Genomic DNA, 25,498 nt, shown 5'->3' with positions numbered 1-25,498 from the left:
CAAAAGTATAGGTTAGCAGGAAAGCGCCGCTGGCGCGTCGCTCTCAACGAGAAAAAGCAAGAAAAAACAAAGGGATGGCGCGCAGAACCGGTCTGCGATCGCTGCCTCTGAAACGGCTGAGAAACTTTGGCGCCCCGCCGCCCCCGAGCGCGGTCCGACGGACGCGCTAGAGGAAGAGCACCGAGACGGGGGTTCCCAGGTCCAGGCGGTGGCCCCGCGCTCCCAGCCGACCGGTCTCCGGGTCCAGCGGAAACACCGACAGGTCACTGCTGTCCTGATGGGCTGCCACCAGCCAGCGGCCGCTCGGATCGATGGCAAAGTCACGGGGCGTCACACCACCGGTCTCCCAGATCCCGATTGGCCTCAGTCGCAGCGAACCGGACGAGATCGTCGCGCCGAAGATCGAGTTATGCGCCCGGCTCGACATGTAGCCGAACCGGCCGTCGGGATGGATGCGCACGGCCGCGCCGGACTTGGCCCCTGTCCAGTCGGCGGGCAGGGTCGAGAGCACATCCACATAGACGCCGGTGCCGTCTTCGAGCCGCACGCTGCCCAGGGTGGAATGATGTTCATGCGCCACCAGCAGGCCCTGCCCGTCTGCGGTCACCGCCAGGTGCCGCGGAAAGCTGCCTGAGGCCGCGCTGATTTCGTAGAGGGGGTCGGGTCGCAGCCCGTCCGCGTCGAGGCCGTAGGCGGCGATCATGTCATTGCCGGCGTCGCAGACCAGCACCACGCCATCGCCAACCTCGCTGGCGTAGTGCACCCGCGCCGTGCCATCGCCCGGCCGGCCGATGACCTGGGGCGAACTTTCGGGAATGCCGTCGATATCGAGCTTGTAGCAGAGCAGGTCGCCGGAGACGAAATTGGATACCAGCAGGACACGCCCGGCAGCGTCGGTCTTGATATGGCAGGCCGCGGCACCGGGGCAGGGCGTCTTTGACAGCAGTTCGAGCGTGCCGGTCGACCGGTCGAGCGCGTAGGTGTGAATGTGCGGCGCGGCATCGCTGCCAAGCTCTTCCACCGCATAGAGCCGGTCGCCGGCCGGGGATGTCGCCAGATAGCTCGGGTTGCGCGGGCCCTTGACCACGTGCCGGACTTCGATTCTGCCCGTTGCCTGGTCGAGGGCCGCTATCACGATGCCTTCGCCGGCGCCTTTCACATGCGCCATGTCCTCGGTGTAGCAGCCAATGGCCATCAGCGTCGTGTCGGGCATTTCGGGTCCTCTCCTGGGCTTTGTTGCGGCAGGCTATCATGCAAATGGCAGCGGCGCGGGGCCACTGCCATCTGGTTCGGTTCGTGTCAGCCCGCTTGCTTGGCCGGAATGGTCATCCCGGCCAGGGCCGATGTATCGGCCGGCAATTCCGCATCGCCGGCGGCGAGGCCGTTGACCTCGAACACATAGGCGACGATGTCGGCATAGGTCTCGGGCGACAGCGAAGCCGGCCGCGATGGCGGCATACGGTCATGCGCATAGTTGTAGAAGGCCTCGACCGTCTTGCCGCGCCACTTGCCGTCGAAATAGGGCCCGGCCAGCGGCGTGCCATAGGCGGCATTGATCAGGTTCTGGCCGTGGCAGGACACGCAGTTCGCGCGGTAGGCTGCCTGACCGCGCTCGGCCTGTTCCGCGGTGAAGGTCGGTGCGGCGCCGCCGGCAGCCGCCATGCCCGCATCGGCCGTGTCGGTGCCGCCGGCGGTATCGGCTTCTGTGCCGGCCGCAGTCGCCGCATTGCCGTCACCGGTATAGGTGTAGACGAGGATGGCGCCGGGGTTCTGCATGGTGGTGGTGGTGCCGCCCGAGAGCGATTCCGCCAGGCCACCCGGATCGGTGGCGACAAAGATCGTCTTCATGTCCGGGCTCAGGGCGACATCGCGGAAGCGGTTCTCGGTCTGGAAGAAGCGCTCGATCGGGCCGGCCACCGACTGGCCGTCTTCACTCAATGGCACGCGATAGAGCGAGCCGCGCTTGAGCGTCGTCACCAGCAGCGAGTGCTCCCAGCCCGGAATGCCTTCACCAGCCTCCGGGAAATAGGTCTGGATGCTGGAGGCAGCGACCGTGGGCCAGCAGATGAAGTCGATGCCGTTGCAGGCAGGATCGGTAAAGTCCCAGTCGCTCGGAACGGTGAACATGGTTGCGAGCGGGTCGTGCTGCTCGCCCGTCCAGGCGCTTTCGTCCTCCACCGGCACCGACGGATCGATGGTGATGTCGCTGAACGACAGCTGCTCGCAAGGCGTCGTCGCGTCGGCCCAGCGCGCATACTGGTAGGCCTTGTCGTCCCGGAAACCGCCGACATGCGGCCAGCCGTAATTGTCGCCGCCGACCAGGATGTTGACCTCGTCATCGGTCTTTGGGCCCTGCTCGGACGCGTAGAGCGTGCCATCCGGCGCGAAGTCGATGCCCTGCATGTTGCGGTGCCCATAGGTGAAGACGTGGCTCTTGATGCCGTCGATCACCGGATTGTCCTCGGGGACCGAGCCGTCGAGGTTGAGCCGCAGCGACTTGCCCTGGTAGGCGATGAAGTCTTTGGCCGAGAGCTCGTCTTCCGTCGGCAGGCGCTGCGCCTCGATGGGCAGGCACCAGTTGCCGAGCTGGTTTTTGCCGCCGTCGCCGATGGTGTAGTAGAGCTTGCCGTCCGGTCCGACTTTCAGGCGGCCCGAATTGTGGTCATTGCTGGCCGGCAGGCCTGCAATCACCTCGACCGGATCGGTCAGCTTGTCGCTGGCCGCGTCGTAGGTCAGGCGCACGATCTTGGCATAAAGATCGTGGTAGGGGCTGAAGGGGTCTGCCACCGTCGGATCGCCGCCCAGCGACTTGTCGACATAGGTGTAGGCGGCAAAGACGTAGTCGTTGCCGGTGCCCTTGAGCAGATCGGGATGCAGCGCCAGGCCCAGCAGGCCATCCTGCCCGCCCGGCGCCGAGACCTCGTCGATCTCGATCAGCGTCGACACGGTGCCGTCAGCCGGGTTGATGCGGTCGATGCGGCCGCCGGTGCGCTCGGTGACCCACAGGAAGTCGTCGGGCCCGTAGGTCAGCTCCCACGGCCCGGCAAGACCGCTGGTCAGCACCTGCATTTCGAATTGTTGTTGCCCGGGAACGACCGAGTCGGGGGTGTCCTGCGCCAGTGCGGGAAATGTCAGGCCCAGACCGGCGAGTGCGACAGCGGCAAATCGTTTCATGCAGAATCCCTCCAAGAGTGTCGATGCGGGCTAAACACGTGAGGCGGCCCAAGGTTCACCGTCGTCTTGGGTTAGCGTCCGGCACAGGCGCTGGCTTGCACCGGACGCTTGCAATCGTCAGTCGTCATGCCTCCAGCCGAGCAGCCGCTCCGCCTTGGCGCAATTGAAGAAGCCCTTGTGCCCGCTGAGATCGCCGGTAACCGGCACATTGGGGAAATAGGTCGCCGCCAGCTCAAGACTCGGCGTCGCCGAGACCGAGTCCGGTCCGACGATGTAGAACGCTTCGTGCCCCTTGAACTTGCCTTCGATGCCGAGCAGGCAGGCTCGTGCCGCCGGCTCGCGCAAGGTATAGGCAAAGAGGTGCTTGGCGACCTCCTGGCTGGGCGCGCCGAAGGCGTTGACGGCCAGTTGCCGGTCCGGCACCACCCAGTGGAAGCGGATGCTGGCGATGCTGATGTCTGCATAGCGCCGCGCGAAGGTGTCGGCCTGCTGTTCGCAGATCCACTTGGAGAGGCCGTAGGGCTCCTCGGTGTAGTTCGGATGCTCTTCGTCGAGCGGCAGGTAGTCGAAATGCGCCTCGCGGCTGTAGGACAGCCCGATGGCGTTGACGCTCGACGCCTGGCAGATGCGCATGATGCCATGTTCGATCGCCGCCCGCATGGCGTTGTAGCTGCCCACCACATTGTTGTTGTGGACGACGTGGTCGGGCTCGCGGAATGGCGACGGGATCGCCGCCATATGGATCAGCGCGTCGCAGCCCTCGAAGGCCTTGACGAGCGCGTCGTAGTCGCTCATCGGCGCTTCGACATAGGTGACGCCCTCGCGCGGATCGGGCGAGGGGACGCGGTCGACGCTGACGACGGTGTCGCCACGCGCCAGCGCGAGTTCAATAATGGCGCGGCCAATGCCGCCGCTGCCACCGGTCAGTGCAATCTTCATGATGTCGAACCTTAGGACGCGTAGACGGCCTGCTGCAGGCCGCGAATGTAGCCGATGGCATAGAGCCGCCCGAACGCCGAATAGCCGGCATGTTCGTTGCTGTCGCCTTCCACCGTCGGCACGTGATCGGGCCGCAGGACGCCGTCGAAGTCGATATCCTTGTAGGCCTGCATGCAGGCGAGCATGTCGGTCTTGCCTGCATCGTGCCAGGTTTCTTCGAACTGTGTCGGCACGCCGCGCACGTCGCGGAAATGGATAAAGGAAATCTTCTTGCCGAAGCGACGGATCTCGCGCGGCAGGTCGTCGGTCATCAGCGTGAAATTACCCTGACACATGGTGATGGTGTTCATCTCGCTCGGCACCAGCTCGAGCAGGCGATGATAGTTGTCGATCGTCCGCATGATGCGGCTGACGCCCTTGATCGGCGTGATCGGGGGATCGTCCGGATGCATCGACATCTTCACCCCGGCCTTCTCGGCCACGGGCAGGGTGCGCTTGAGGAAATACTCCAGATTGGTCCAGAGCTCCTCCTCGCTGATCGGCGGATTGGAGGTGATGTCGTCGGGCACGTCGTTGACATTGAAGCTGGTCACCACCGAGCCGCCGCGCGACGGGGTGGCGAAATTGGTGCGCACCCAGTTGAAGTCGGTCATCCACTCGTAGCACCACACCGGGATGCCGAGCTTGCCCATATTGGTGAGCAGGTCGCAGACCACGTCGATCTCGGCGTCGCGGCCCTCGAGGCCCCGCTTGGCCTTGTTGAGCGGCGGCCGCGACTCGAGCACGGCGAGCTTGAAGCCGCCGGCTTCATAGTCGGCCTTCATGCGCGTCAATGGCGCCAGGTCGCCGACCTTCTCGCCGGCCTGCAGCGTGTCGAACGGCAACCCGCCAACGGCAAGGTCGACACCGCATTGCTGTGCCAGCTTCCACACCGGCGTCGGTTTGGGACTGATGAACTCTGCAATCTGAAGCATTTGAAAATGTCCGTGATCGGGCCGGCAAGACGCCGGCCCTCGGTTTAAAGACGCCGGTCTAGACCGGCAGCAGTTCTGAAAGTCGATCGACCGATACCTTGGGCTGCTTGTCGTAGAGGTAGCAGGCCGCGGCATGCTTGGGGTCGATCTCGTAGAGCGGTGGCCGGGTCTTGCAGATTTCCATGGCCGACGGGCAGCGCGACATGAACGGACAGCCGCCGGCCACCATCACGCCCTCGCGCGCCTTGATCGGCTCGCTGCCCCAGCGCTGTTCGAGATTGGGCCACGGGATCGAGTCGACCAGGAGCTTGGTGTAGGGATGCTTGGGATCCTTGATCACCTTGTCGACGTCGCCTGCTTCCATGACACCGCCGCGGTACAGCACAATGATCGACTTGGCGATGTGATAGGCCGTCGTCAGATCGTGCGTGATGTAGATGATCGACACGCCATAGTCGCGCTGCAGGTTGCGCAGCGTCTCCAGGATATTGGCGCGCAGCGAGGCGTCCACCATCGAAACCGGTTCGTCGGCGATCAGCAGCCGCGGCCTGAGCAGCAGTGCCCGGGCCACGTTGATGCGCTGGCGCTGGCCGCCCGACAGCTGGTGCGGGAAACGCCCCAGCACGTCTTCCGGACGCAGGCCGACTGCGGTCAGCGCCTCGTCCATCTTCTTGCGGGCTTCGGCATTGGACTTGGCCAGCTTGAACCGCTTGATCGGCACCGTCAGCAGATGGTCGACCGTGTAGAAGGGGTTGAACACCGCAAACGGGTCCTGGAACACCGCCTGCACTTCGCGTCGATAGGCGAGGCGTTCGGCCCCGTGCAACCCGGCAATGTTCTTGCCGCGATAGAGGATCTCGCCCGTCGTTGCCGTGATGAAGCCGAGCAGCAGCATGGCGAGCGTCGTCTTGCCGCTGCCGCTCTCGCCGGCCACCGTCAGGATGGTCGGTTCGTCTTCCTTGAGTTCGAGCGAGAAGTTCTGCAGCGCGATCGTTGCATTCTTGCTCAGCAGCCCACGGGAGTAGACTTTGGATACGTCTTTGAGTTCGAGCAAGTTAGCCATTGCGCTGCCCCTCCTCGCTATAGAGATGGCAGGTCACCGTGCGGCCACCGGGCAGCACGACAGGTTCAGGGCGGACGCTGCGCTGCAGCTCGAGATGTCCATGCGGACACCGCGGATGGAACGCACAGCCGCTCGGCAGCCGCAACAGCGACGGCGCAAGTCCGGGAATGCCCTGGAACACACCCTTGTTGTCGAGGCTGGGCAGCGAGTCGATCAGAGCCTGCGAGTAGGGATGCTTGGGGTCGGTGAACATCTCCTGCACGGTGGCCAGTTCGACCAGCCGGCCGGCATACATCACCGCCACCCGGTCCACGAACTGCGCCATCAGGCCCATGTCGTGGCCGATCAAGATGACCGCCGCATTGATCTCGTCCTGGACCTTGTCGATGGTCTCCATCACCTGCCGCTGCGTCACCACGTCGAGCGCGCTTGTCGGCTCGTCGGCGATGATGACATTGGGCTGCAGCAGGATGCCGATGGCAATGCAGACGCGCTGCTTCATGCCGCCGGACAGTTCGTGCGCATACATCCGGTACACGCTCGGATCCAGATCCACCGAACGCAGCGCATGCGCGCAGCGATCGGCGATGGCCGACTTGCTCTCGCCCGAGATGTGGGACTTGATCGCGTCCACCATCTGCTCGCCGATCCGCGTCACCGGGTTGAGCGAGTTCATCGCACCCTGCGGAATATAGGCGATGCGGCTCAGGCGTGCCTTGCGCATCTCCTCTTCGTTCAGCGACATCAGGTCCCCGCCACCGACGATCACCTTGCCACCCTCGATCCGCCCGGGGGGCTTGATCATGCGCATCATGGCGAGGGCCAGGGTGGACTTGCCCGAACCGGACTCCCCCACCATGCCCAGCTTCTGGCCGGCTTCGAGCGTGAAGCTCACATCGTCCAGTGCCTTCGCCCGGCCGAGGTCGGTGTAGTAGGTTACCTCCAGCCCCTCGACGCGTAGGACGGGACTGCTGTCGGGCGCGAGCCCCTTCTGCGTGCCGGCGTGGCTGCCGGCCATATCTATAGTGTTGGTCATCAGATTATTCCGTCCGTCGCACGCGCGGGTTGGCCAGTTCGTCGAGGCCCATGTTGATGAGAGCCAGCGACCCGAGGATGAGGATCATTGCCACCGAAGGCGCAATGGGCCACCACCACCAGCCGTTGAAGAAAGCGCCCTGCAGCTGGGCCGCCCAGATGATGTTGCCGAGCAGCGGCTCGCGCAGCGGGCCGAGGCCGAGAACTGCCAGGTAGAAGGACGCAAACACCGCCGAAAACACCTGGCCCACAAAGGCCGCGGCAATGAACGGCAGCAAGTTGGGCAGGATCTCCTTGAAGATGACGCCCATGTCCGAGACGCCCGAGAGCTTGGCCACCGAAACGAACTGCCGTTCCTTCATGGTCAGCACCTGCGAGCGGATCACCAGCGTCGGTCCCATCCAGGCGAGCAGCACCACGATGAGTGCCATCGTGAAAATGGTGACGTCCCGCTTGTCGAGCGAGCCGGCGATGACCACCTGGATCAGCAGCACCGGGATCGGCGTGAGGATCTGGCAGACGGTGCGGATGGAGCTGTCGATCCAGCCGCCGAAATAGGCCGAGACGAAGCCGAGCACGACCCCGATCAGGGTCCCCAGTCCGCCGGCGATGACGCCGATCACGGCCGTCTGCCACATGCCGACCACCATGGCCGCCATCATGTCACGACCGAAGAAGTCGGTACCGAACGGATACTTGAGGCTGGGCGGCTGCTTGGTGGCCACCGCCAGCGGATAGGCGTGCTTGGGGTTGATCACCAGGAGCCCGATGACGGTGAACAGCACCAGGCCGAGCAGGATCAGCAGACCGACGGCCAGCCCGCGGTTACGATTGAGATAGCGCAGCAGAAGCGTGAGACTGCCGGGCTGACGGACGGTCTCTTCCACCGAATTTGTAGCAATTGTGGTCAATTGTCCGATCCTAATGATTCCGCACGCGCGGGTCGAGCAGCGGGTAGACGAATTCGAGAACCGCCATCAGCACGGCGATGGCGATGGTGATGAACAGCACGACGCCGTAGATCACCGGGAAATCGTTGGCGCGGATGGCGTTGTTGAGCACCGTCCCGAGGCCGGGCAGACCGAACAGGCCTTCCACGATGATCGCCGAGGTGACCACCGTACCCAGCGCAAGGGCCAGTCCCGTCACCTGCGGCAGCAGGGTATTGCGCAGGTAGTAGTCGCGGAAGATGCGACCGCCTGTCAGTCCCTTGTGCTCGGCAAAGTTGACGTAGTCCTCGCCTTGAATGGTGATGCCCATGCCACGCATCGACAGCACCCAGCCACCGACCGAGCCGAGGATCAGTGCCAGCGCCGGGAGCAGCTGGTGTCGCAGGATGTCGAAGGCGAAGGTCCAGGACCAGTTCGGCACCGTGCCGATGGAATAGGATCCACCCAGCGGCAGCAGCTTCATGCGGAAGCCGATGAAGAACAGCAGCAGGATGCCCATGATGACGGGCGGCACGCCGGTGAGCAGGATGAATGGGGTGGCGATCGTGCGCAGCCAGCGCGGCGCTTTCGGCCATGCGGAAACGGCGCCGAGCAGGTTGCCGATGACAAAGCTCAGGATCGTCGTGACCAGCAGCAGGAAGAAGGTCCAGGGCAGGGCCTGGCTGATGATATCGGCAACCGTCGACGGATAGCGGTTGAGCGAGTAGCCGAAATCCATGCGGACGATATTGCCCAGATAGGTCCAGTACTGGTCGAGCAGCGGCCGGTCGAGGCCGAACTGCTGGTTCATGTTGGCGACCAGGGTTTCGATATCGGCGGGCGAAAAGCCGCCGGACCGCGCAAGTTCCGCGAAGCGTTCGCGGATGGCGTTACGCGATGACAGGCGCGGCACAAAAAAGACGATGGTCGACGCGGCCCAAATGACCAGGACCAAGAAAGACAGACGCTTGGCAATGAGTTTGAAATTCACTTGGGGCAACTCCGGCACCGTGAAGTGAAGGAGTGCGCGCGGACGCGCACTCCAGGTAGGGTCGGATTACTGCGCGCCAGCCGGCTGCAGCGCGGTCACAACCAGCATGCCGGTGTGTGCCCAGAAGGCGCCGTTCGTACCCATTGCGGGGTTCGACGCGGTCGGCCAGTTCTTCCAGTACGTCTGGTTGTAGGCGATACGGTGGAGCCACTGGATGATCGGAATATCGATCTGGTCACGCCAGTAGATGCCCAGTGCCTCGGTGGCACCAGCCACGAACTCCGGATCGTCAGACGACAGCGGTGCAATCTTGTCGAGGATCGCATCGTATTCCGGGTTCGAGTACCGCGAGAAGCGGTTGTTGCCTGCCGAGGTGCCGATGGCCTGGCTGTACTTGCCGTGGAAGAGGTTCAGAGCCTCGAACGGATCGTAGAGCGAAGCACCGTGACCGAACATGTATGCGCCGATGCGGCCGTCAGCCATGTTCTGGTAGGCGTCGGGGCCGAAGTTGACAGAGGCATCAAAGCCGCCCTGGCGGAGCATTTCAACCAGGATCGGGACGATGTCGCTGTGGATGCCTTCGAAACCCTGGATCGTGGTGTCGATGGTCTCGCCATCTTTTTCCCAGAGGCCATTGCCGTTCATGGTGAAGCCGGCTTCGGTCATGAGAGCCGCACTCTTCTCGGGGTCGAACAGGCGCGGCTGGTACTGCTCTTCAAGCGCCTTGACGCCGGGCGAGTCAGCAAAAGCCTGCAGGTTCGGGTAGAGAGGGAACGGGTAGATGGTGGCAATCTGGGCGCCATCATAGAGGATGTCGTTGATCAGATCGCGGTTGATGAGCAGGCTCATCGCACGACGGACGTTGGGGTTGTTGTAGGGTTCGATCTGAGTGTTCACCCAGAGCGAGTTCGGCCACCAGTCGAGATAGCCGTAGGGCGACTCGTTGCCGGTATGGGTCGTGATGTTCGGGTTCTGTGCAAGGATATTGCTGATCACCGCCGAACGCATGTCGAGGGCGGAGTCGAACTCGTTGTTCACGATACGCTGGGCCACCGTGTCCATCGAAACGCCGATGATGTTGGCGATGATGATGCGCTTGACGGCCGGCTCTGCCACACGACCGGCGGCAATAGCCCACCAGTCCGTGCGCAGGTCGTAGATCTTCTGGTTGGCATTCCATGCCTTCAGATCATACGGACCCGAATGCGGCATCTCGGTCTGGCCGGGAGCCATATTCACGTCGGCCTGCTGCGACAGGTAGTGCTCCGGAACGATCGGGATACCGGTGTCGAACTTCTGGGTCAGGACCTCGAACTTGAAGCGCGGGGCCGGGGCCTTGAAGTGCACCACGGCGGTCAGGTCGTCGACAATCTCGGTGGACTCGACGAACTGCTGGAAGTGCGCGTTGTAGGGCAGCTTGTTGTTGTTGAGCTGACCGTCAAACGTGAACTTCACGTCCTTGGCGGTGACAGCGACGCCGTCGCTCCACTTGGCCATCGGATTGATCTTGATCTCGAGGGTCGTGAAGGTGTCGTCGGTGTATTCCATGCTGTCGGCCAGCCACGGAACATACTCGCCCTTGAAAATGGCGAAGTACATCAGCGGCTCCCACATCATGGCGTTGCCTTCCTGATGGGTATACCCGGGAAGCGCCCATGGGTTGGTGACGCCGATCGGCGAACCGGCGGCAACGCCCCAGCCCAGCACCAGCGTCTGCTCGCGAGGAACATCAGCCAGCGGCTCGGCCGGCGTGATTTCCTTTGGCGCCGTAGCCATCAGCGGGCTTTGGGCCCACGCGGCTATCGGTGCCGCCAAGGCCCCTACCGCCAATACGGCGGCTGCGGCCAACTTCAATCTCTTCATGTGACATCCTCCCATGTCTGTGGATAAAAATGGCAAGCTCACGCCGCAAACGCTGCAGCGTCAGATTTCCGTCCAGCCCCGGAGGTCGGGATTTCCCTTCCCTCCAGAAGTGATGGAGCAGCCAGCGGCCGCCCCGTCATGTCCTGCTTGCGCAGGTTTCCTCATCGGTGGATCGATCGCCCGTTGGCGCCGTCGACACGCGCTCCTCGCCCGCTGGAAAAAACACTGCATTGGCGGCGGCTTAGGCCGCGCCGACGCTCAGTACGAGTGTCGGAATCCCATGCAGGTTATCGTTATCTTTGGCAGGCATTCAGAGCGGTCTCCTCGACCGCGCCGTGCTGGCTTTCACTCCCCCTTGATCCGGTTCTGACCCTCCAGAGACAGCCCGGATTTGCTCTTGTTTCACTAAGCGTTGCACGCAAGTTCCGGCAGTGTCAACGAGTGAAATGTCAGTTTGTGGTTTCTTTCAAAGCGATTTGGATACAGCATGCTCCCCACAAATGGGTGGAGGCCCGCGCGCCGGCGGGTACTGAAAACATGGCACTGCACACGCTCGGCAACGACTGGCTCGAGGTCAACGTCGACGCCGCCTATGGGGCTCGCGTCACCAGTCTGATCGACCGGAAATCGGGCCGCGACTGGATGACCAGGGGTGGCCGCAGCGCGCAGACCGGCGAGGATGCCGTCTATCTCGGAGACGAAGCCGTGGGCTGGGACGAGTGCTTCCCCACCGTCGGCGCCCGCGATGCGGCATCGACGCCCTGGCGCCGCCGCCTGCGCGACCATGGCGACCTCTGGGGACGGCCCTGGGCTGTGGAAAACGCCGGCACCGAACTGCTCGAGCTCAGCTACGCCGCCCCCGAGTTTCGTTTCGTCCGCCGCCTGAGTTTGGATGGCCCGACCCTCGTCGCCGACTACGGTGTCACCAACCGCACCGCCGAGCCGTTGCCCTACCTCTGGGCCTTGCATGCGCTGCTCGCCGTCAAGCCGGGAGACCGGATGGAAATCCCCGGCCTCGACTCGGTTCGCGCCAGTTTCCTCTCCCTGGCGGGCGAGAGGATAGCGGCTGACCGGCTGCCCTTTGCCGGTCCCAACGATGTGCTGCCGTTTCCGCTGGACGTCGTGCAGCCGCCCGAAACGCTGTTTGCGACCAAGCTCGTCGCCGAGAACCTGCCGGGCGGAACGGCGCGCATCGGCCAGCCGGGGCAATGGCTGAGCCTGGCATGGGATGCCTCGCTGCAGGATGTCGGTATCTGGATGACCTATGGCGCCTGGCCCGCCCCGGGCGGCCATTACGAGGTTGCCATCGAGCCGATCAGCGCGCCCGCCAACGACATCGCCGAGGCCATGGCGGCTGGCGCAGCGGCACTGGCACCGGGCGAGTTCCGCAGCTGGCAGGTCCGGCTCAGCGTCGGACAATAGGTCGGTTCAGGTGGTCAGCGTGCGGTGCAGCACGCCCTTGAAGTGGCGGTCGAGGCCGTCGATCGCCGTGTCCACGTCGCCCGCTTCCAGCGCATCGACAATGGCGAGGTGTTCGTTCATCGACTGCACCGTGTTGGCCGGCCCGACGGCATCCACGTTGTGCAGGCGGATGACGTACATCTTCTGCATCAGGCGGGCATAGATGGTGTTCACCTGTTCGTTGGCGAACACGCTGATGAAGCTTTCATGGAACTCCGCCTCCAGCGCCTTCACCGGCAGCCGGTAGGCCTGCATGTCGTTGGTGGCCCGGACGAAGGCGATGATCCTGGCATGCTCGTCGCGCATCCGGGCAATCCACTCGCGCGACACCGTGCCGGCGAACTTGCGCAGCCCTTCCTTTTCCAGCAGCCCCCTGAACTGGAAGGTGTTCCCGACGAACTTCATGTCCGGGTAGAAGATCGTGATCCCCACCTTGCGGCGGACCTTGATCATCCCCTCCGAGGCCAGCAGGGTCGTGGTCTCCCGCATGGGTGACAGCGACAGGCCGAGGATCGCCCCAAGCTCTTCCTGCTTGAGCGTTTGCCCCAGTTTCAGCCGGCCTTCGATCAACGCTTCGAAAAACACGTTGTAGCCAGGATTGTCGATGCCGCCGTTCACGCAGGTTTCTCCGCCCGATCGCGCGCTTTTAGCGACGCCTCAGCCAAAAGTCATCCGACGAAAGGCGAGTAGCAGCGTCGTTGACAACGGTTCAAAGCGCCATATAGGCTACTAATCACTATTTTAGATATATTTAAAGGCGGATGGAAGACCAATCCGCTGATTGTGGACGGGAGCCGGACTGGCGCGTAGCGTTTCCTATGGCGCACAGAGCCTGTCCCGCTCGACTGTATGGCTGGCCGGCGCCCTATCTGGGAGGATAGTGCGCCGGTCATCTCACCATCCTGCACAAAGGCCAGCCAATGGTCGCAGGCGTGACTTTTTGGAGGAGGAGACCAAAAATGACCGATACCCGTAAACCCACAGGCTGGTCGCGCCGTCGCGTCCTGACCACCGCTGCCAGCGGCGTCGCGCTTGCCGCCGCCAGCGGCTTTCCAATGCCGGCCATCGCCCAGAGCCGCAAGCTCACCTACTGGGGCGGCCTGATCTTTTCGGACGACGCCAACAAGCTTCTGTCGGACACCATCACCGCCTGGGGCGCCGCCAATGGCGTCGAGACGGAAGTGGTGATGATCAACCAGAACGAGACCGTGCAGAAAGTGTCTGCGGCCGTCTCGTCCAACACCATGCCCGACGCACTCGATGTCGGCCTGGACCTGCTGCTGCTGCTATCCCGCCAGGGCGTGTTCTCGACCGTCGACGACCTCTACAAGGCCATCGGCGAGGCCCAGGGCGGCTGGTTTGAGGGGCCCGATCGCGCCACCGACACCACCGCCGCTGCCGGCGGCCGCACCGGTATTCCGTTCGGCGTCAACGGCAACCTGCTGCTCCGCCGCAAGGACCTGCTCGAGCCGGCCGGTTTCACCGCTGCGCCCAAGACCTGGGAAGAACTCGTCACCCAGGCGATGGCGGTCAACAAGTCGCCCGTCTCCGGTCTCGGCCTCGCCCTGTCCAACGTTGGTGACGCCAACGTGCAGGTCAATGTGCTGCAGTCCTATGGCGCTCGCGTTGCCGACGACGCCGGCAAGATGATCACCATCAAGTCCGAAGAAACCCGCACCTATCTGACCTGGCTCAAGGATGCCTGGGACAAGGGCCTGTTCTCGCCGGGCTGCACCACCTGGGACGGCGCTGGCGACAATCAGGCCTACCTTTCCGGCCAGGCGGCATTCATCGCCAACACCGGCTCGGTCGGCATCGCCGCCAAGAAGGACGATCCCGAACTGTTCGAGGCCAGCGCCTTCTCGCCGCTGCCCGCCGGTCCGCTTGGTACCGTCTCGCCCATCACCCCGCAGACTCGCGCCATCACTGCTGCGAGCCCGATGCAGGATGAGGCCCGCGCCCTCATCGAGCACCTCTCGGGTCCGGAGTTCATGAACGACTATTTCAACGTCGCCATCTACGGTCCGGTGCTCAAGTCGCAGGAAAAGCTCTCTGCCTTCGACGGTTCGAATTCGATTCTCGTCGGTCTCCTCGGCCTCGCCCAGAACGGTACGGCTCCGGCTGCTCCGGATGTCTACAATGCCGCCTGGGCGGACCTCTCGTCCAACTTCATCATCCCCAAGATGTGCCAGCGTGTCGTCGTCGACGGCTGGGACTTCGACCGGGCCATGGATGAAGCCCAGACGCAGGGCCAGGCGATCTACGACAAGTACTAGCCCTCCCGGCTGACTCGCTGCGGACGGTCCCGCGTTGGGATCGCCCGCAGCGAATTCTCATTCGAACGGACGGTTATGTCAGTTGCACTCGAACAGAGCAGGTCGCAGCGGCGCAAGCGGCTTCCCACCGGTTCGCGTACTCGCCTCTTTGCCTATGCGCTTGTCGCCCCGGTGGTGCTGCTGATCCTCGGGCTGGTCGCCTATCCCTTCCTGTTTGCCATCTGGGTGTCCTTCACCGACATGGTGGTGGGCAGCGCCGGCGAGTTCATCGGCTTTCGCAATTTCGAATATCTGGCCGGCACCGCCACCTTCTGGGCGGCGATCTGGAACACCATCACCATCGTCCTCATCACCGATGCGCTCAAGCTCGGCATCGGGCTCGGGTTGGCGCTGCTGGTGCACCAGCATCTGCCCGGCCGCGGCCTCTTCCGCTCGTTCCTGATGCTGCCCTGGGCCATGCCCGCCTTCGTCGCCTTCCTGACCTGGCGCGTGCTCTACCAGCCGATCGGCGGCGGCATTAACCTGATCCTGACCCAGACCGGCATCTATCCCGAGATCATCGATTTCCTCGGCCAGCGCTCCACCGCCATGGGCTCGGTGATCGTCGCCTCGGTCTGGCGCGGCTTCCCCTTCTGGTTCGTCTCCATCCTTGCTGCCCTGCAGTCCGTCCCCAAGGAACTCAACGAGGCGGCCACCGTCGACGGCGCCAATGCGTGGCAGCGCTTCTGGAACGTCACCGTGCCTTCCATCCTGCCGGTGATCATCGTCACCACGCTGCTGAGCTCGATCTGGACCGCCAATGCCTTCGAGCATGTCTGGCTGCTGACCGCCGGCGGCCCGTCCGACGCCACCATGGTGTTCCCGGTGCTGGCCTATTACGGCATGCAGACGCAGCGCATCGGCGAGGCCGCCGCCGTCTCGGTCTACATGCTGCCGGTGCTGGCCATCCTCGTCATCTTTGCCACCTCGCTCATGATGCGGAGGGAGGAGTAATGGCGAGCCTTGCCACTGACGCCAGCGCTGCCACCGTCAAGGCCAGCGCCACCGCCCGCCGCCGCCTGCTCACCGGGCGCCTCGTCAGCTACACCGTCCTCGGCATCGCCTTGGTGCTGGTGTTGTTCCCCATTTACTGGATGATCGTCACCTCGCTCAAGCTGCCGCGCGACATCTATCGCGTGCCCTCGCTCTGGCCACAGGTCTTCACGCTCAACAACTTCGACAAGCTGCTGGCCGATGGCAGCTTTCTGCTGGCCATCCGCAACAGCTTCATCGTGTCCTCGATCGTCACCGTGATCTCGGTGATCATCTCCAGCTTTGCCGCCTATTCCATGGTGCGGTTCCGCTACAAGTTCCGCGGCCTGATCGGCCGGCTGATCCTCTTCGCCTATCTCACCCCCGGCTCGCTGCTCTTTATTCCGCTCTCCATCGTCATGGCGCAGCTCCGCCTCGGCAACTCGCTGCAGGGCCTGATCCTCGTCTACCTGACTTTCTCGCTGCCGCTCGCCACCTGGCTGCTGCAGGGCTATTTCCGCGGCGTGCCGCGCGAGCTCGAGGAGCAGGGCATGATCGACGGGCTGAGCCGCTTCGGAGCACTGGTCCGCATCGTGCTGCCGCTCTCGGCACCCGGTCTCGCCGCCGTTGCCATCTTCACCTTCACCGGGGCCTGGAACGAACTGCTGTTCGCGCTGGTGCTGACCACCTCGGAAAGCGTCCGCACTGCGCCACTGGCACTCAACTATCTGATCACCAGCGATGTGCTGCCGTGGGGACCGCTGATGGCCGGTGCCGTCATCTCCTCGGTGCCGCTGATGATCCTCTACTTCCTGGCGCAGCGCTTCATGGTCGCTGGCATGACCGAAGGCAGCGTCAAGGGATAAACCACTTGCGGCCCGCCAGAGTGGCGAGCCGATTAGCTACAGGAAAAGTCGAATGGGTATGCGCGTAGCAGTAGGACAGTTTCACGAGTTGACCGAGGATCGGCTGCGCTTTGCCGCCCAGATCGGCGTCAACGGCCTGCAGATGAACAACCCGACCTTGCCGGGCGATAATCGCTGGGAAGAAAAGGACGTGCGCGCCCTGGTCGAAAAGGTCGAGGGTGCGGGTCTCAAGTTCGAGGCCATCGAGAACGTTCCCACCCACTTCTATCACAAGGCCATGATGGGCCTTGAGGGTCGCGACGAGCAGATCGAGAACTACCAGGCCACCATTCGCGCGGTCGCCCGCGCCGGCGTGCCGGTGCTCGGCATGCACTTCATGCCCAACTCGGTCTGGACCACCGACCGCGGCGGCAAGACCCGCGGCGGTGCCACCGCCCGCCAGTTCGACATGTCCATCGTCGAAGCCAATATCGACAATCTCGAGATGCTGCGCGGCTTCATGCCGACGACGCTCGGCCGTGCCTCCTCCATGCCGCTCTTCGGCAAGGATGGCCCGTTCATCTCCGAAGACCAGATGTGGGACAACTACACCTACTTCATGAACGCCGTGCTGCCCGTCGCCGAGCAGGAAGGCCTCAAGCTCGCCCTACATCCGGACGATCCCCCGGTCGCCATGCTGGGCGGCGTGGCCCGTCTCTTCTACAAGCCCGACAACTTCAAGAAGGCCTACGACCTCGTCGGTCGCTCCGAAGCCTGGTCGCTCGACCTCTGCCTTGGCTGCTGTTCGGAAATGGCCGGCGGCAAGGCCAACGTCACCGAGATGATCGAGTACTTCGCCCCCAAGGGCCGCATCTCCTATATCCACTTCCGTGACGTGCAGGGCACTGTACCCAACTTCACCGAGTGCTTCATCGGCGACGGCAATTTCGATCCTGCCGAGGTCATCGCGCTCCTGGCCAAGACCGGCTTCGACGGCTTCCTGCTCGATGACCACGTCCCCAAGATGGATGGCGACAGCGACTGGAACCACCGCGGCCGCTCGCACGCCATCGGCTACATGCAGGGCCTGATCCGCATGCTCGAGTTCTACAACAAGAACTAGACTGCCGCGGTGAAACGGCCGCGCCGCTTGTGAGTTGTCTCCTCTTGAAAACAGAGGAGACAACAATGGCCAAGACCGCCAAGGCAACCGTCAAGCGTCAGCGCGACATCCAGCAGGAGGTCGCCACCGCTGATGCCGGAACGTCAAAGAAGAAGGGCGCCGCCATGCAGGCCGGCGCCCGTACCTATCCCGAGCCGCCGTTCCCCAGACAGCACCAGCCCAAACCGGGCAAGGAATCCGCTCTCGACCCGGCGCCGATGTATGACGCGCCTTACTACATTGGCTCCAAGAAGCTGGACGGCAAGGTGGCGCTGATCACCGGCGGCGACTCCGGCATCGGCCGCGCCGTTGCGGTGCTCTTTGCCCGCGAGGGCGCCGATGTTGCCATCTGCCACCTCGATGAGGACGGCGATGCCGAGGTCACCCGCAAGGCTATCGAGAAGGAAGGCCGCAAGGCACTCGTCATCAAGGGCGATGTCCGTCAGCGCAGTTTTGCCGTCGATGCCGTGGCCCAGGTGGTCAAGGCTCTCGGCAAGCTCGACATCCTCGTCAACAATGCCGCCTTCCAGGTCCATAGCAAGTCGATCGACGATCTCACCGAGGCGCATTTCGACGAGACCCTCAAGACCAATCTCTATGGCTACTTCTTCATGGCCCAGGCCGCCGCCCAGGTGATGCAGAAGGGTGGCGCCATCATCAACACCGGCTCCGTGACCGGCATCATGGGAAGCGCCGGGCTGCTCGATTATTCGATGACCAAGGGCGGCATTCATGCCTTCACCCGCTCCCTCTCGGGCCAGCTCGTCGATCGCGGCATCCGCGTCAACTGCGTCGCCCCCGGACCGGTCTGGAGTCCGCTCAATCCCAGCGACAAGCAGGCCGATGCCGTCGCCAAGTTTGGCGCCGACGTCCCCATGAAGCGCCCCGCCCAGCCCGAGGAGATCGCGCCGGCCTACGTCTTTCTCGCCTCTCCGCAGATGTCGAGCGTCATCACCGGTGAAATCCTCCCCATCCTCGGCGGCTACAGCGGCGGCTAGCAATGGTCGCACTCTTTGATCTTCGTCAAAGAGCGTCCGCGAGCAAAGGTAGAGAAGGCTGGCAACGAACCACTGGAGACCTGCCATGCGTATCCCCACCTTGCTCGCCGCTGCGACTGCCTTCTGCCTTCTGGCGGCTCCGGCCCTCGCCGAAAACTTCGAGATCAAGATGCTCAACAAGGGCGAGGCGGGCGCCATGGTTTTCGAGCCCGCCTTCGTCAAGGTCGCGCCCGGCGACACCGTGACCTTCGTGCCCACCGACAAGGGCCACAATGCCGAGATCATCAAGGGCATGCTTCCCGAGGGCGCCGAGCCCTTCAAGGGCGGCATCAACAAGGAACTGGCAGTGACGCTCACCGTGCCGGGCGCCTATGGCGTCAAGTGCATGCCGCACTTCGCCATGGGTATGGTGGCGTTGATCGTGGTGGACGATGCGCCGGCCAATCTCGATGCCGCCAAGGCGGTCAAGATGCCCAAGAAGGCAGCCGAACGGTTTGAGCCGCTGTTTGCGGCCGCCATGCAGTAGCTGTCACGGGGCAGGGCGCCGCTCCCGACCGGGCGCGGCGCTTTGTCCTCCCGCTCCGCATCGTACCGTGCCATGCTGTCGCCATGACTGCTGATGACCCGCAATTGCCGCGCCTGCTGCGTACCGGCCGCATGGTGCCTGACGGCCTCAACGAAGCCATGGTGCGCGCCGTGGTCGACACCTTCTATGCCCGGGCCCGCGCCGACGACGTCATCGGCCCGGTGTTCAACGCGCGGATTGCGCCCGAGCGGTGGCCGGCCCATCTCGATACCATCACCGACTTCTGGGCCTCCATGCTGCTCGGCGCCGGCCGCTATTCCGGCCGCCCCATGCCCAAGCATCTGGGCATCCCCGGTCTTGCCGACGAGCACTTCGCGCGCTGGCTGAAGCTTTTCGGCGAGACGGTGCTGGAGATCTGTCCGCCTGGTGCTGCCGCACTCTTCATCGACCGGGCCGAGCGTATCGGCAACAACTTCCGCATGGGACTGGCGCTGCGCCGTGGCGAGGACAACCCGCAGCTGAGCTATATCCGCGCCCTCGAGCCATAGCCGGCAAGCCCGGCCAGGAAATCCAGAACCGCCGCATTAAAGACCGTCGGCCGCTGCACCCGGGCAAAGTGGCTGACACCGGGCAGCATCACCAGACGCGCCCCGGGAATCGCCCCGGCGATGTAGCGCGCATGCTCGGGGCGAATGAATTCGTCATGCTCGGCCAGCGCCACGGTCACCGGCACCCGCACGGCGGCCAGGTCGGCGGTGCTGTAGTTCGGCTGGCTGCCCTGCATCAGTTGCAGCGCCTGCGTCATCGCATCCCAGCCATCGGGCGCCGGCGACAGCATTGCGTAGTCCCTGGTATGGCGCGACAGACAGTTCTCGATGCGGGGCGTCATGGCAAACGGATAGGTGCCGCTCGCATCGACATTGCAGGCGAAAAAGAAGAGCCCCGCAATCCGCTCCGGTTGCGCCCTGGCCATGGCGAGGCCGGTGCAGGCCCCGTCGCTCCAGCCGACGATCGCTGCGGACGCAATCCCGAGCCTGTCCATGACCGCAAACACATCCCGGCCCATCTGCTCATAGCTGTAGGGGCCGCCATCCCAGGTGCTGCGACCATGCCCCCGGCTGTCGACGACGATCACCCGGTATCCCGCCTGCAGGAGGTCTGGTACTTGGCCGCCGAAATTGCCGGCATTGCCCATGCCGCCATGCAGCAGGATCACCGGGCTGCCACTGCCATGGGCGGCGTACCAGATCGCGGCGCCTTCGGTCTCGACCACGCCCTCGCCGCCTGCCGGCAACACTGCCGGGCCTTCGGCCGCGAACCCGATCAGGTCGTCGTCGGTCTCCGTCTGCATGCATTTCCTCCGGGCGATGAAAGTGGTCGACCGCGGCCAGCCACTTTCGACAGCCCGGACTATTATCCCTTGATCCCCGCCGAAAGCGTGATTGCCTGCGTCACGCGACGCTGGAACAGCAGGTAGGCGATGGCCACCGGCAGGCCGGCAAGGACGGCACCGGCGAGGACACGTGCATAGGCCACGCCGAATGTGTCCTGCACGGCGGTGATGCCGACGGTCACGGTCATCATCTTTTCGTTCTGTGCGGCGAGGAACGGCCAGAGGAAGGAGTTCCACGCGCCGATGAAGGTGATGATGGCGAGAGCGGTGGTGATGCCCCAGTTCATCGGCAGGAAGATGCGGAACAGCAGCTGGAACTCGTTGGCTCCGTCGATCGTCGCGGCCTCGCGGTACTCGCGCGGGACATTGTCGAAGAACTGCTTGTAGACGATCACCGTCACGGGCGTGATCAGCATGGGCAGCACGATGCCGGCATGCGTATTGAGCAGTTTGACGTCGGCAATGATGATGAAGTGGTTCACGATCAATGCCGAGACCGGCACCATGAAGCTCGCCAGCACCGTGTACCACAGCACCATGCGCCCCGGGAACCGGAGCTGCGAGATGGCGTATCCAGCGCAGGCAGCCACCATGATGGCAATGACCGTGACCGCCACCGAGGTGATGGTGGAGTTGAGGTACCAGATCGGCAACTGCGAGTTCTGGATGACGAAGGCGTAGCCGTCCAGATGAAGGGCCTCGGGCAGCAGGTTGACGCCCGGCCGCACTGCCTCGTCATCGGTCTTCAGGCTGGTGGCCATTGCCCAGTACAGCGGGAAGAACCAGATCGCTGCGCACACGGCAGTGAGCAGGGTGAGAAGGATGCCGCCGATGTCGAAGAAACGGCGGCGCTTCGGCCGCGGGGCGGTGATGCTCGTGTCGGTCATTTCTCACCCCGCGCGCGAAGAAGTTGGTACTGCAGCAGCGAGAAGACGATGACGATGACGAACAGCGCCACGGCGATGGTCGCGGCATAGCCACCCGAATTCTTCTGGAAGGCCTGCTCGTAGATATACTGCACCAGCACCATGGTGGCCTGTGTCCTTCCGCCCTGGGCGAAGAGGTACACCTGATCGAAAATCTTGAGCTGCAGTATGAGCTGGATGGTCAGGCAGAGCACGGTGACTGGCCAGATCAGCGGCCAGGTGATCGAACGGAACACCTGCCAGCGCGAGCCGCCATCGAGGGCAGCCGCCTCGTAGAGCTCCCGGGGAATATTGCGAAGTCCCGCGAGGAACAGCAGGATCGAGAAGCCGTTCGTCCACCAGATGGTGAGCAGCGCCGCCATCGGCATGAACCAGGGCGTGGTGCGCCACACATTGATGCGCCGTCCGACGATGGGCTCGATCAGATACTGCGCGATCCCGAACTGCAGGTTCAACATCCAGTCCCAGATCAGGTAGACCACCGTGATCGGCAGGATGTAGGGGAGAAAGAATGCCGCAAGAATGATGCTCTGCGTCCAGCCCTTGAGGCGACTGACCATCAGCGCAATGCCGAGCGCCACGGCAGTGCCGGGGACCACGGTGAGCAGTACGAAATAGGATGTGTTCCACACCGCCGCCCAGAAGACGCGGTCGCCGAACATCCGCACGTAGTTGTCCAGCCCGATCCACTCGCCCGCCCCGATCAGCGGCGACTTGGTGAAGCTGAGCTGCAGCATCTGCAGCGTGGGGTAGATGAACATCCACCCGAATACGAAGACAAACGGGGCCACCAGCACGGCCGCGGTCAGGTAGTCGCTTCGCCGACTTCTAAGCATAGGCAGGGTCCTCACATGCAGAAACCCCGGCCGGTCGAACCGGCCGGGGCGCTGACGGCTGTTACTGAAGCGCGTCGAGGATGTCCTTCATCTCCTGCACGGCAGTCGTTGCATCCACCTCGTTGTTCATCGCCGCGGTGAAGGCATTGCCTGCCGCCTCGAAAAGGGGCGATGCCACGCCGGCGTTGGGCGACTTGGGATCGAAGACCTGGTTCTGCGTCAGCTTGGCGTAGGTCGCCTGCGGCTGCATTGCCTTGTACTCGTCGGTCTCGGTGACGGCCGCATTGGCCGGGACGTGACCGGCAGTGGCCCAGAACAGCGAGTGCTCGGACATCCACTTGATCACTTCGAGCACGGCGGCGTGCTTTTCGGGCGACACGGTTTTGCCGGCATTGTTGGGGATCGCAAAGGCATGCGAGTCCGCATAGGTGCACGGACGGTCAAACATCACCGGCAGCTCGATGGCGCCCCAGTTGAAGAGTTTCCCCTGTGCGGCCAGGTCGGTCATCGTGGGCACTTCCCACACACCGTTGATCATGAACGCGGTCTCGCCGGAGGTGAACAGCGCCACCGTCGACGGATAGTCGGTATAGCCTGGCGTGTGGCCGTCCTTCACCCAGTCGGCGATGACCTTGACGGCCTTGGCCAGCTTCTCCGGATTGTCGCCGGGCAGCCAGTCGCCGTCATTGCCGATCGAGCCGTTCTGCTGGCAGAGATAGGAATAGATGGTCCGGAACGCGAAGCCGCCATCGGCGGTGGTGATGCCCAGCCCGTAAGTTGTGCCGCCATCGCGCAGCTTCTGCAGTGCGGCACTGAAATTCTCGATGCCGTCGAGGCCGGTGGGCAGGCCGTCGGCGCCGATCAGGCCGGCCGCGTCGAGCTTGTCCTTGTTGTAGTAGAGCACGATCGGGTGCGTATCGAACGGTACGGCATACTGCTTGCCGTCGACATTGACCGCATCCCAGGTTTCCTTGGCGAACGTATCGGCGCCCAGACCCATGGCCGCCCAGTCATCGGCGGTGAATTCCGTGAGCGTGTTCTGGCTGACGGCCAGCGGCAGGCGCGAGGTGTGATAGGTGATCACGTCCGGGCCCTCGCCGACAGCTGCCGAGGTCTGCACCTTGGTGTAGAACGGCACGCCCCAGTCGAGCGTCGTGCCCTGGATTTCGATTTCGCCGCTATGCTCGGTATTGAACTCCGAGATCAGCTGCTTCATGCGCACGCCGTCACCGCCGCCGAGAAAATCCCACCAGACGACCGTTTCGGCAGCGCTGGCGAGACCTGCGAACGACATCATCGCCGTCGACAGCAGGGCTACCTTCAAAGAACTCTTCATGACCACTTTCCTCCCTAGGTCTCGGGATGCCCTCCAGCATCCCATGCCACGATGCTAGCCGAAGGGGACGGCATGTCAACGGCAATAGTGATACAAATCAGGTAACTGAATATCGAATTGCATCAAGGACTTGGAAGGCCCGGAATCGTTGACGAACAGCGCCGGCGCGGCTCGCTAGAGCTGCGCCGGCGAGCATCGGGAGGATGCTGTTTTAGGTCGGGATCAGGCTTTGATGCGGATCATCTGATATGAATATGGCGCCAGCTTCGCGGTCAGTTTGCCATCGGCGATGGCGGCGCCTGTGCCCTTGCTCGGCGCAACCGCTGTCTGGTCGGTGGCCGTGTTGACCGCCTCCAGATTGGCGTGGGTCATCACCTGATGGTCGATCACCTGGCCGGCGCCGAAACCCTGCAGGCTGACCTCGACATCGATCGACTCCGTGGCATGCCGGTTGACGGCAAAGAACGTCAGCGTGCCGGCTTCCTCGTCATGCACGCCCGAGATATCGACATAGCTGACATTGTCGCCATGCTCGGCGTCGTAGCCGGGGCAGTTGACGCTCAGCTGCAGCGCCGTGCCGCGCCCGAAGACCGAGGCGAAATAATAGGGGTAGTAGATCGTCTGCCGCCACGCCTGGCCCTTGGGGTCGGTCATGATCGGGGCGATGACATTGACCAGCTGCGCGATGCAGGCCAGCTTCACCACATCGGCGTGCCGGATGAAGGTGTTGAGGATCAGGCCGACCTGCAGCACGTCCTCGAAATTGTAGATGTCTTCGAGCAGCCGCGGCGCATGCGGCCAGCCGCCCTTGCCGTCGAGGATCTCGCGGTCCTGCTTGTTCGAATGGTACCAGACGTTCCACTCGTCGAACGAGATGTAGACCTGCCGCTTCGACCGCTTCTTGGACTTCACGAACTGGATCGTCGATGCCACGGTGGTGATGTAGCGATCGAGTTTCTCGTTCAAGGCCAGATAGTTGGCCGTGTTTTTCTCGCGGTTGGCGAAATACATGTGCAGCGAGATATGGTCGACCGACTCGTAGGTGTGCTCAAGCACCTCGCGTTCCCATTCGGGGTAGGTCTTCATGTCCGCATTGGACGAGCCGCAAACGATCAGCTCGAGCGACTTGTCGAAGGCGCGCATTGTCTTGGCGACTTCGTTGGCCAGCCGGCCGTACTCGTGTGCGGTCTTGTGTCCGACTTGCCAGGGGCCGTCCATCTCGTTGCCGAGGCACCACAGCTTGACGTCGAACGGGTCGGCCCGCCCGTTCTTCTTGCGCAGGTCGCCCCAGTAGGACCCGGTCGGTCCGTTGACATATTCGAGGAAGTTGCGCGCGTCATCGAGGCCGCGCGAGCCCAGATTGATGGCCAGCATCATCTCGGTGTCGACGCTGTCGCACCAGTCGGCGAACTCGTGCACGCCCACCTGGTTGCTGTCGGACGTGTGCCAGGCAAGATCGAGCCGGGTCGGCCGCTGGTCCTTGGGGCCGACGCCGTCCTCCCAGTTATAGGCGGAGACGAAATTGCCGCCCGGGTAGCGGACCATCGGCACCTTGAGCTCCTTGACCAGCTGCGCGACATCGCCGCGCATGCCGTTCTTGTCGGCCGTGGGATGGTCGGGCTCATAGATGCCCGTATAGATCGCGCGCCCGAGATGTTCGAGGAAGGCCCCGTACACGCGCTCGTCGATCCTGGATATAGTGTAGTCCTTGTGCGCCGTAACCGTCGCCCGCATTCGCCCCTCCCTAGAACCCAGTCTTC

Annotated in this window: 23 protein-coding genes; 8 read left to right on the top strand and 15 right to left on the bottom strand. The window is 63.6% G+C overall.

The features are described 5' to 3' along the window. Positions 1-166: 166 nt before the first annotated feature. The 9 genes from AC0L4C_RS01740 to AC0L4C_RS01700 all read right to left on the bottom strand — a co-directional run bounded on the left by AC0L4C_RS01740 (position 167) and on the right by AC0L4C_RS01700 (position 10,968). The gene (locus tag AC0L4C_RS01740) at positions 167-1,213 is read right to left on the bottom strand and encodes a lactonase family protein (protein ID WP_473401799.1); all 1,047 of its coding nucleotides are present in this window, start codon (positions 1,211-1,213) and stop codon (positions 167-169) included. 86 nt (positions 1,214-1,299) lie between these two features. Beyond that, on the bottom strand, positions 1,300-3,174 hold the full coding sequence (locus tag AC0L4C_RS01735) for a glucose/sorbosone family PQQ-dependent dehydrogenase (protein WP_473401798.1): 1,875 nt from the start codon (positions 3,172-3,174) through the stop codon (positions 1,300-1,302). Between the two features lie 117 nt (positions 3,175-3,291). Continuing rightward, on the bottom strand, positions 3,292-4,113 hold the full coding sequence (locus tag AC0L4C_RS01730) for an NAD-dependent epimerase/dehydratase family protein (RefSeq protein WP_473401797.1): 822 nt from the start codon (positions 4,111-4,113) through the stop codon (positions 3,292-3,294). 11 nt (positions 4,114-4,124) lie between these two features. Beyond that, positions 4,125-5,087 carry a mannonate dehydratase gene (locus AC0L4C_RS01725; protein WP_473401796.1) on the bottom strand — a complete coding sequence of 321 codons (963 nt, stop codon included), beginning with the start codon at positions 5,085-5,087 and terminating at the stop codon, positions 4,125-4,127. Positions 5,088-5,145: 58 nt separating this feature from the next. Continuing rightward, complete coding sequence (locus AC0L4C_RS01720) at positions 5,146-6,150, bottom strand: ABC transporter ATP-binding protein (RefSeq protein ID WP_473401795.1); 1,005 nt, start codon at positions 6,148-6,150, stop codon at positions 5,146-5,148. After that, a complete protein-coding gene (locus AC0L4C_RS01715) occupies positions 6,143-7,186 on the bottom strand; it encodes an ABC transporter ATP-binding protein (RefSeq protein ID WP_473401794.1) in 1,044 nt (347 codons plus the stop codon). Before AC0L4C_RS01715 ends, AC0L4C_RS01720 begins: the two co-directional genes overlap by 8 nt. Positions 7,187-7,190: 4 nt before the next feature. Next, complete coding sequence (locus AC0L4C_RS01710; protein WP_473401793.1) at positions 7,191-8,096, bottom strand: ABC transporter permease; 906 nt, start codon at positions 8,094-8,096, stop codon at positions 7,191-7,193. Between the two features lie 10 nt (positions 8,097-8,106). Then, a complete protein-coding gene (locus tag AC0L4C_RS01705; RefSeq protein ID WP_473401792.1) occupies positions 8,107-9,105 on the bottom strand; it encodes an ABC transporter permease in 999 nt (332 codons plus the stop codon). A gap of 66 nt (positions 9,106-9,171) precedes the next feature. Beyond that, complete coding sequence (locus AC0L4C_RS01700; RefSeq protein WP_473401791.1) at positions 9,172-10,968, bottom strand: ABC transporter substrate-binding protein; 1,797 nt, start codon at positions 10,966-10,968, stop codon at positions 9,172-9,174. Positions 10,969-11,505: 537 nt separating this feature from the next. On the opposite strand from AC0L4C_RS01700, the gene AC0L4C_RS01695 reads away from it, so the two are divergent. Further along, positions 11,506-12,390 carry an aldose epimerase family protein gene (locus AC0L4C_RS01695; protein WP_473401790.1) on the top strand — a complete coding sequence of 295 codons (885 nt, stop codon included), beginning with the start codon at positions 11,506-11,508 and terminating at the stop codon, positions 12,388-12,390. A 6-nt stretch (positions 12,391-12,396) separates the two neighbouring features. Here AC0L4C_RS01695 and AC0L4C_RS01690 read toward each other — a convergent pair whose 3' ends face one another. Continuing rightward, positions 12,397-13,047, bottom strand: a complete 651-nt coding sequence (locus tag AC0L4C_RS01690; RefSeq protein ID WP_473401789.1) for a GntR family transcriptional regulator — start codon at positions 13,045-13,047, stop codon at positions 12,397-12,399. 341 nt (positions 13,048-13,388) lie between these two features. On the opposite strand from AC0L4C_RS01690, the gene AC0L4C_RS01685 reads away from it, so the two are divergent. The 7 genes from AC0L4C_RS01685 to AC0L4C_RS01655 all read left to right on the top strand — a co-directional run bounded on the left by AC0L4C_RS01685 (position 13,389) and on the right by AC0L4C_RS01655 (position 19,795). Beyond that, positions 13,389-14,705 (top strand): ABC transporter substrate-binding protein, encoded by a 1,317-nt coding sequence (locus AC0L4C_RS01685; protein WP_473401788.1) that lies wholly within the window; start codon positions 13,389-13,391, stop codon positions 14,703-14,705. A 75-nt stretch (positions 14,706-14,780) separates the two neighbouring features. Further along, a complete protein-coding gene (locus AC0L4C_RS01680) occupies positions 14,781-15,698 on the top strand; it encodes a carbohydrate ABC transporter permease (RefSeq protein WP_473401787.1) in 918 nt (305 codons plus the stop codon). Further along, positions 15,698-16,582 (top strand): carbohydrate ABC transporter permease, encoded by an 885-nt coding sequence (locus tag AC0L4C_RS01675; protein ID WP_473401786.1) that lies wholly within the window; start codon positions 15,698-15,700, stop codon positions 16,580-16,582. The genes AC0L4C_RS01680 and AC0L4C_RS01675 overlap by 1 nt, the downstream gene beginning before the upstream one ends. Positions 16,583-16,634: 52 nt before the next feature. Further along, on the top strand, positions 16,635-17,684 hold the full coding sequence (locus AC0L4C_RS01670; protein ID WP_473401785.1) for a mannonate dehydratase: 1,050 nt from the start codon (positions 16,635-16,637) through the stop codon (positions 17,682-17,684). Positions 17,685-17,749: 65 nt separating this feature from the next. Then, positions 17,750-18,721, top strand: a complete 972-nt coding sequence (locus AC0L4C_RS01665; RefSeq protein ID WP_473401784.1) for an SDR family oxidoreductase — start codon at positions 17,750-17,752, stop codon at positions 18,719-18,721. An 85-nt stretch (positions 18,722-18,806) separates the two neighbouring features. Further along, entirely contained in the window at positions 18,807-19,247 is a 441-nt protein-coding gene (locus AC0L4C_RS01660; RefSeq protein ID WP_473401783.1) for a pseudoazurin, read from the top strand. 83 nt (positions 19,248-19,330) lie between these two features. Continuing rightward, positions 19,331-19,795, top strand: a complete 465-nt coding sequence (locus AC0L4C_RS01655) for a group III truncated hemoglobin (protein ID WP_473401782.1) — start codon at positions 19,331-19,333, stop codon at positions 19,793-19,795. On the opposite strand, the gene AC0L4C_RS01650 is transcribed toward AC0L4C_RS01655, so the two are convergent. The 5 genes from AC0L4C_RS01650 to arfA all read right to left on the bottom strand — a co-directional run bounded on the left by AC0L4C_RS01650 (position 19,771) and on the right by arfA (position 25,472). Further along, on the bottom strand, positions 19,771-20,598 hold the full coding sequence (locus tag AC0L4C_RS01650) for an alpha/beta fold hydrolase (protein WP_473401781.1): 828 nt from the start codon (positions 20,596-20,598) through the stop codon (positions 19,771-19,773). The two genes, AC0L4C_RS01655 and AC0L4C_RS01650, sit on opposite strands and share 25 nt — an antisense overlap. A 62-nt stretch (positions 20,599-20,660) precedes the next feature. Beyond that, positions 20,661-21,527: a carbohydrate ABC transporter permease gene (locus AC0L4C_RS01645; protein WP_473401780.1), complete on the bottom strand. Its 867-nt coding sequence runs from the start codon at positions 21,525-21,527 to the stop codon at positions 20,661-20,663. After that, positions 21,524-22,402 (bottom strand): carbohydrate ABC transporter permease, encoded by an 879-nt coding sequence (locus tag AC0L4C_RS01640; protein ID WP_473401779.1) that lies wholly within the window; start codon positions 22,400-22,402, stop codon positions 21,524-21,526. The genes AC0L4C_RS01645 and AC0L4C_RS01640 overlap by 4 nt, the downstream gene beginning before the upstream one ends. A gap of 61 nt (positions 22,403-22,463) precedes the next feature. Beyond that, positions 22,464-23,738 carry an extracellular solute-binding protein gene (locus AC0L4C_RS01635; RefSeq protein WP_473401778.1) on the bottom strand — a complete coding sequence of 425 codons (1,275 nt, stop codon included), beginning with the start codon at positions 23,736-23,738 and terminating at the stop codon, positions 22,464-22,466. A 222-nt stretch (positions 23,739-23,960) separates the two neighbouring features. Then, a complete protein-coding gene (gene arfA, locus AC0L4C_RS01630) occupies positions 23,961-25,472 on the bottom strand; it encodes an arabinosylfuranosidase ArfA (protein ID WP_473401777.1) in 1,512 nt (503 codons plus the stop codon). Between the last annotated feature and the right edge of the window lie 26 nt (positions 25,473-25,498).

The sequence above is a fragment of the Devosia sp. J20-27 genome (assembly GCF_055808595.1).
Note: the sequence above shows the minus strand (reverse complement) of the source record. Positions and strands in the feature narration are given on the sequence as shown.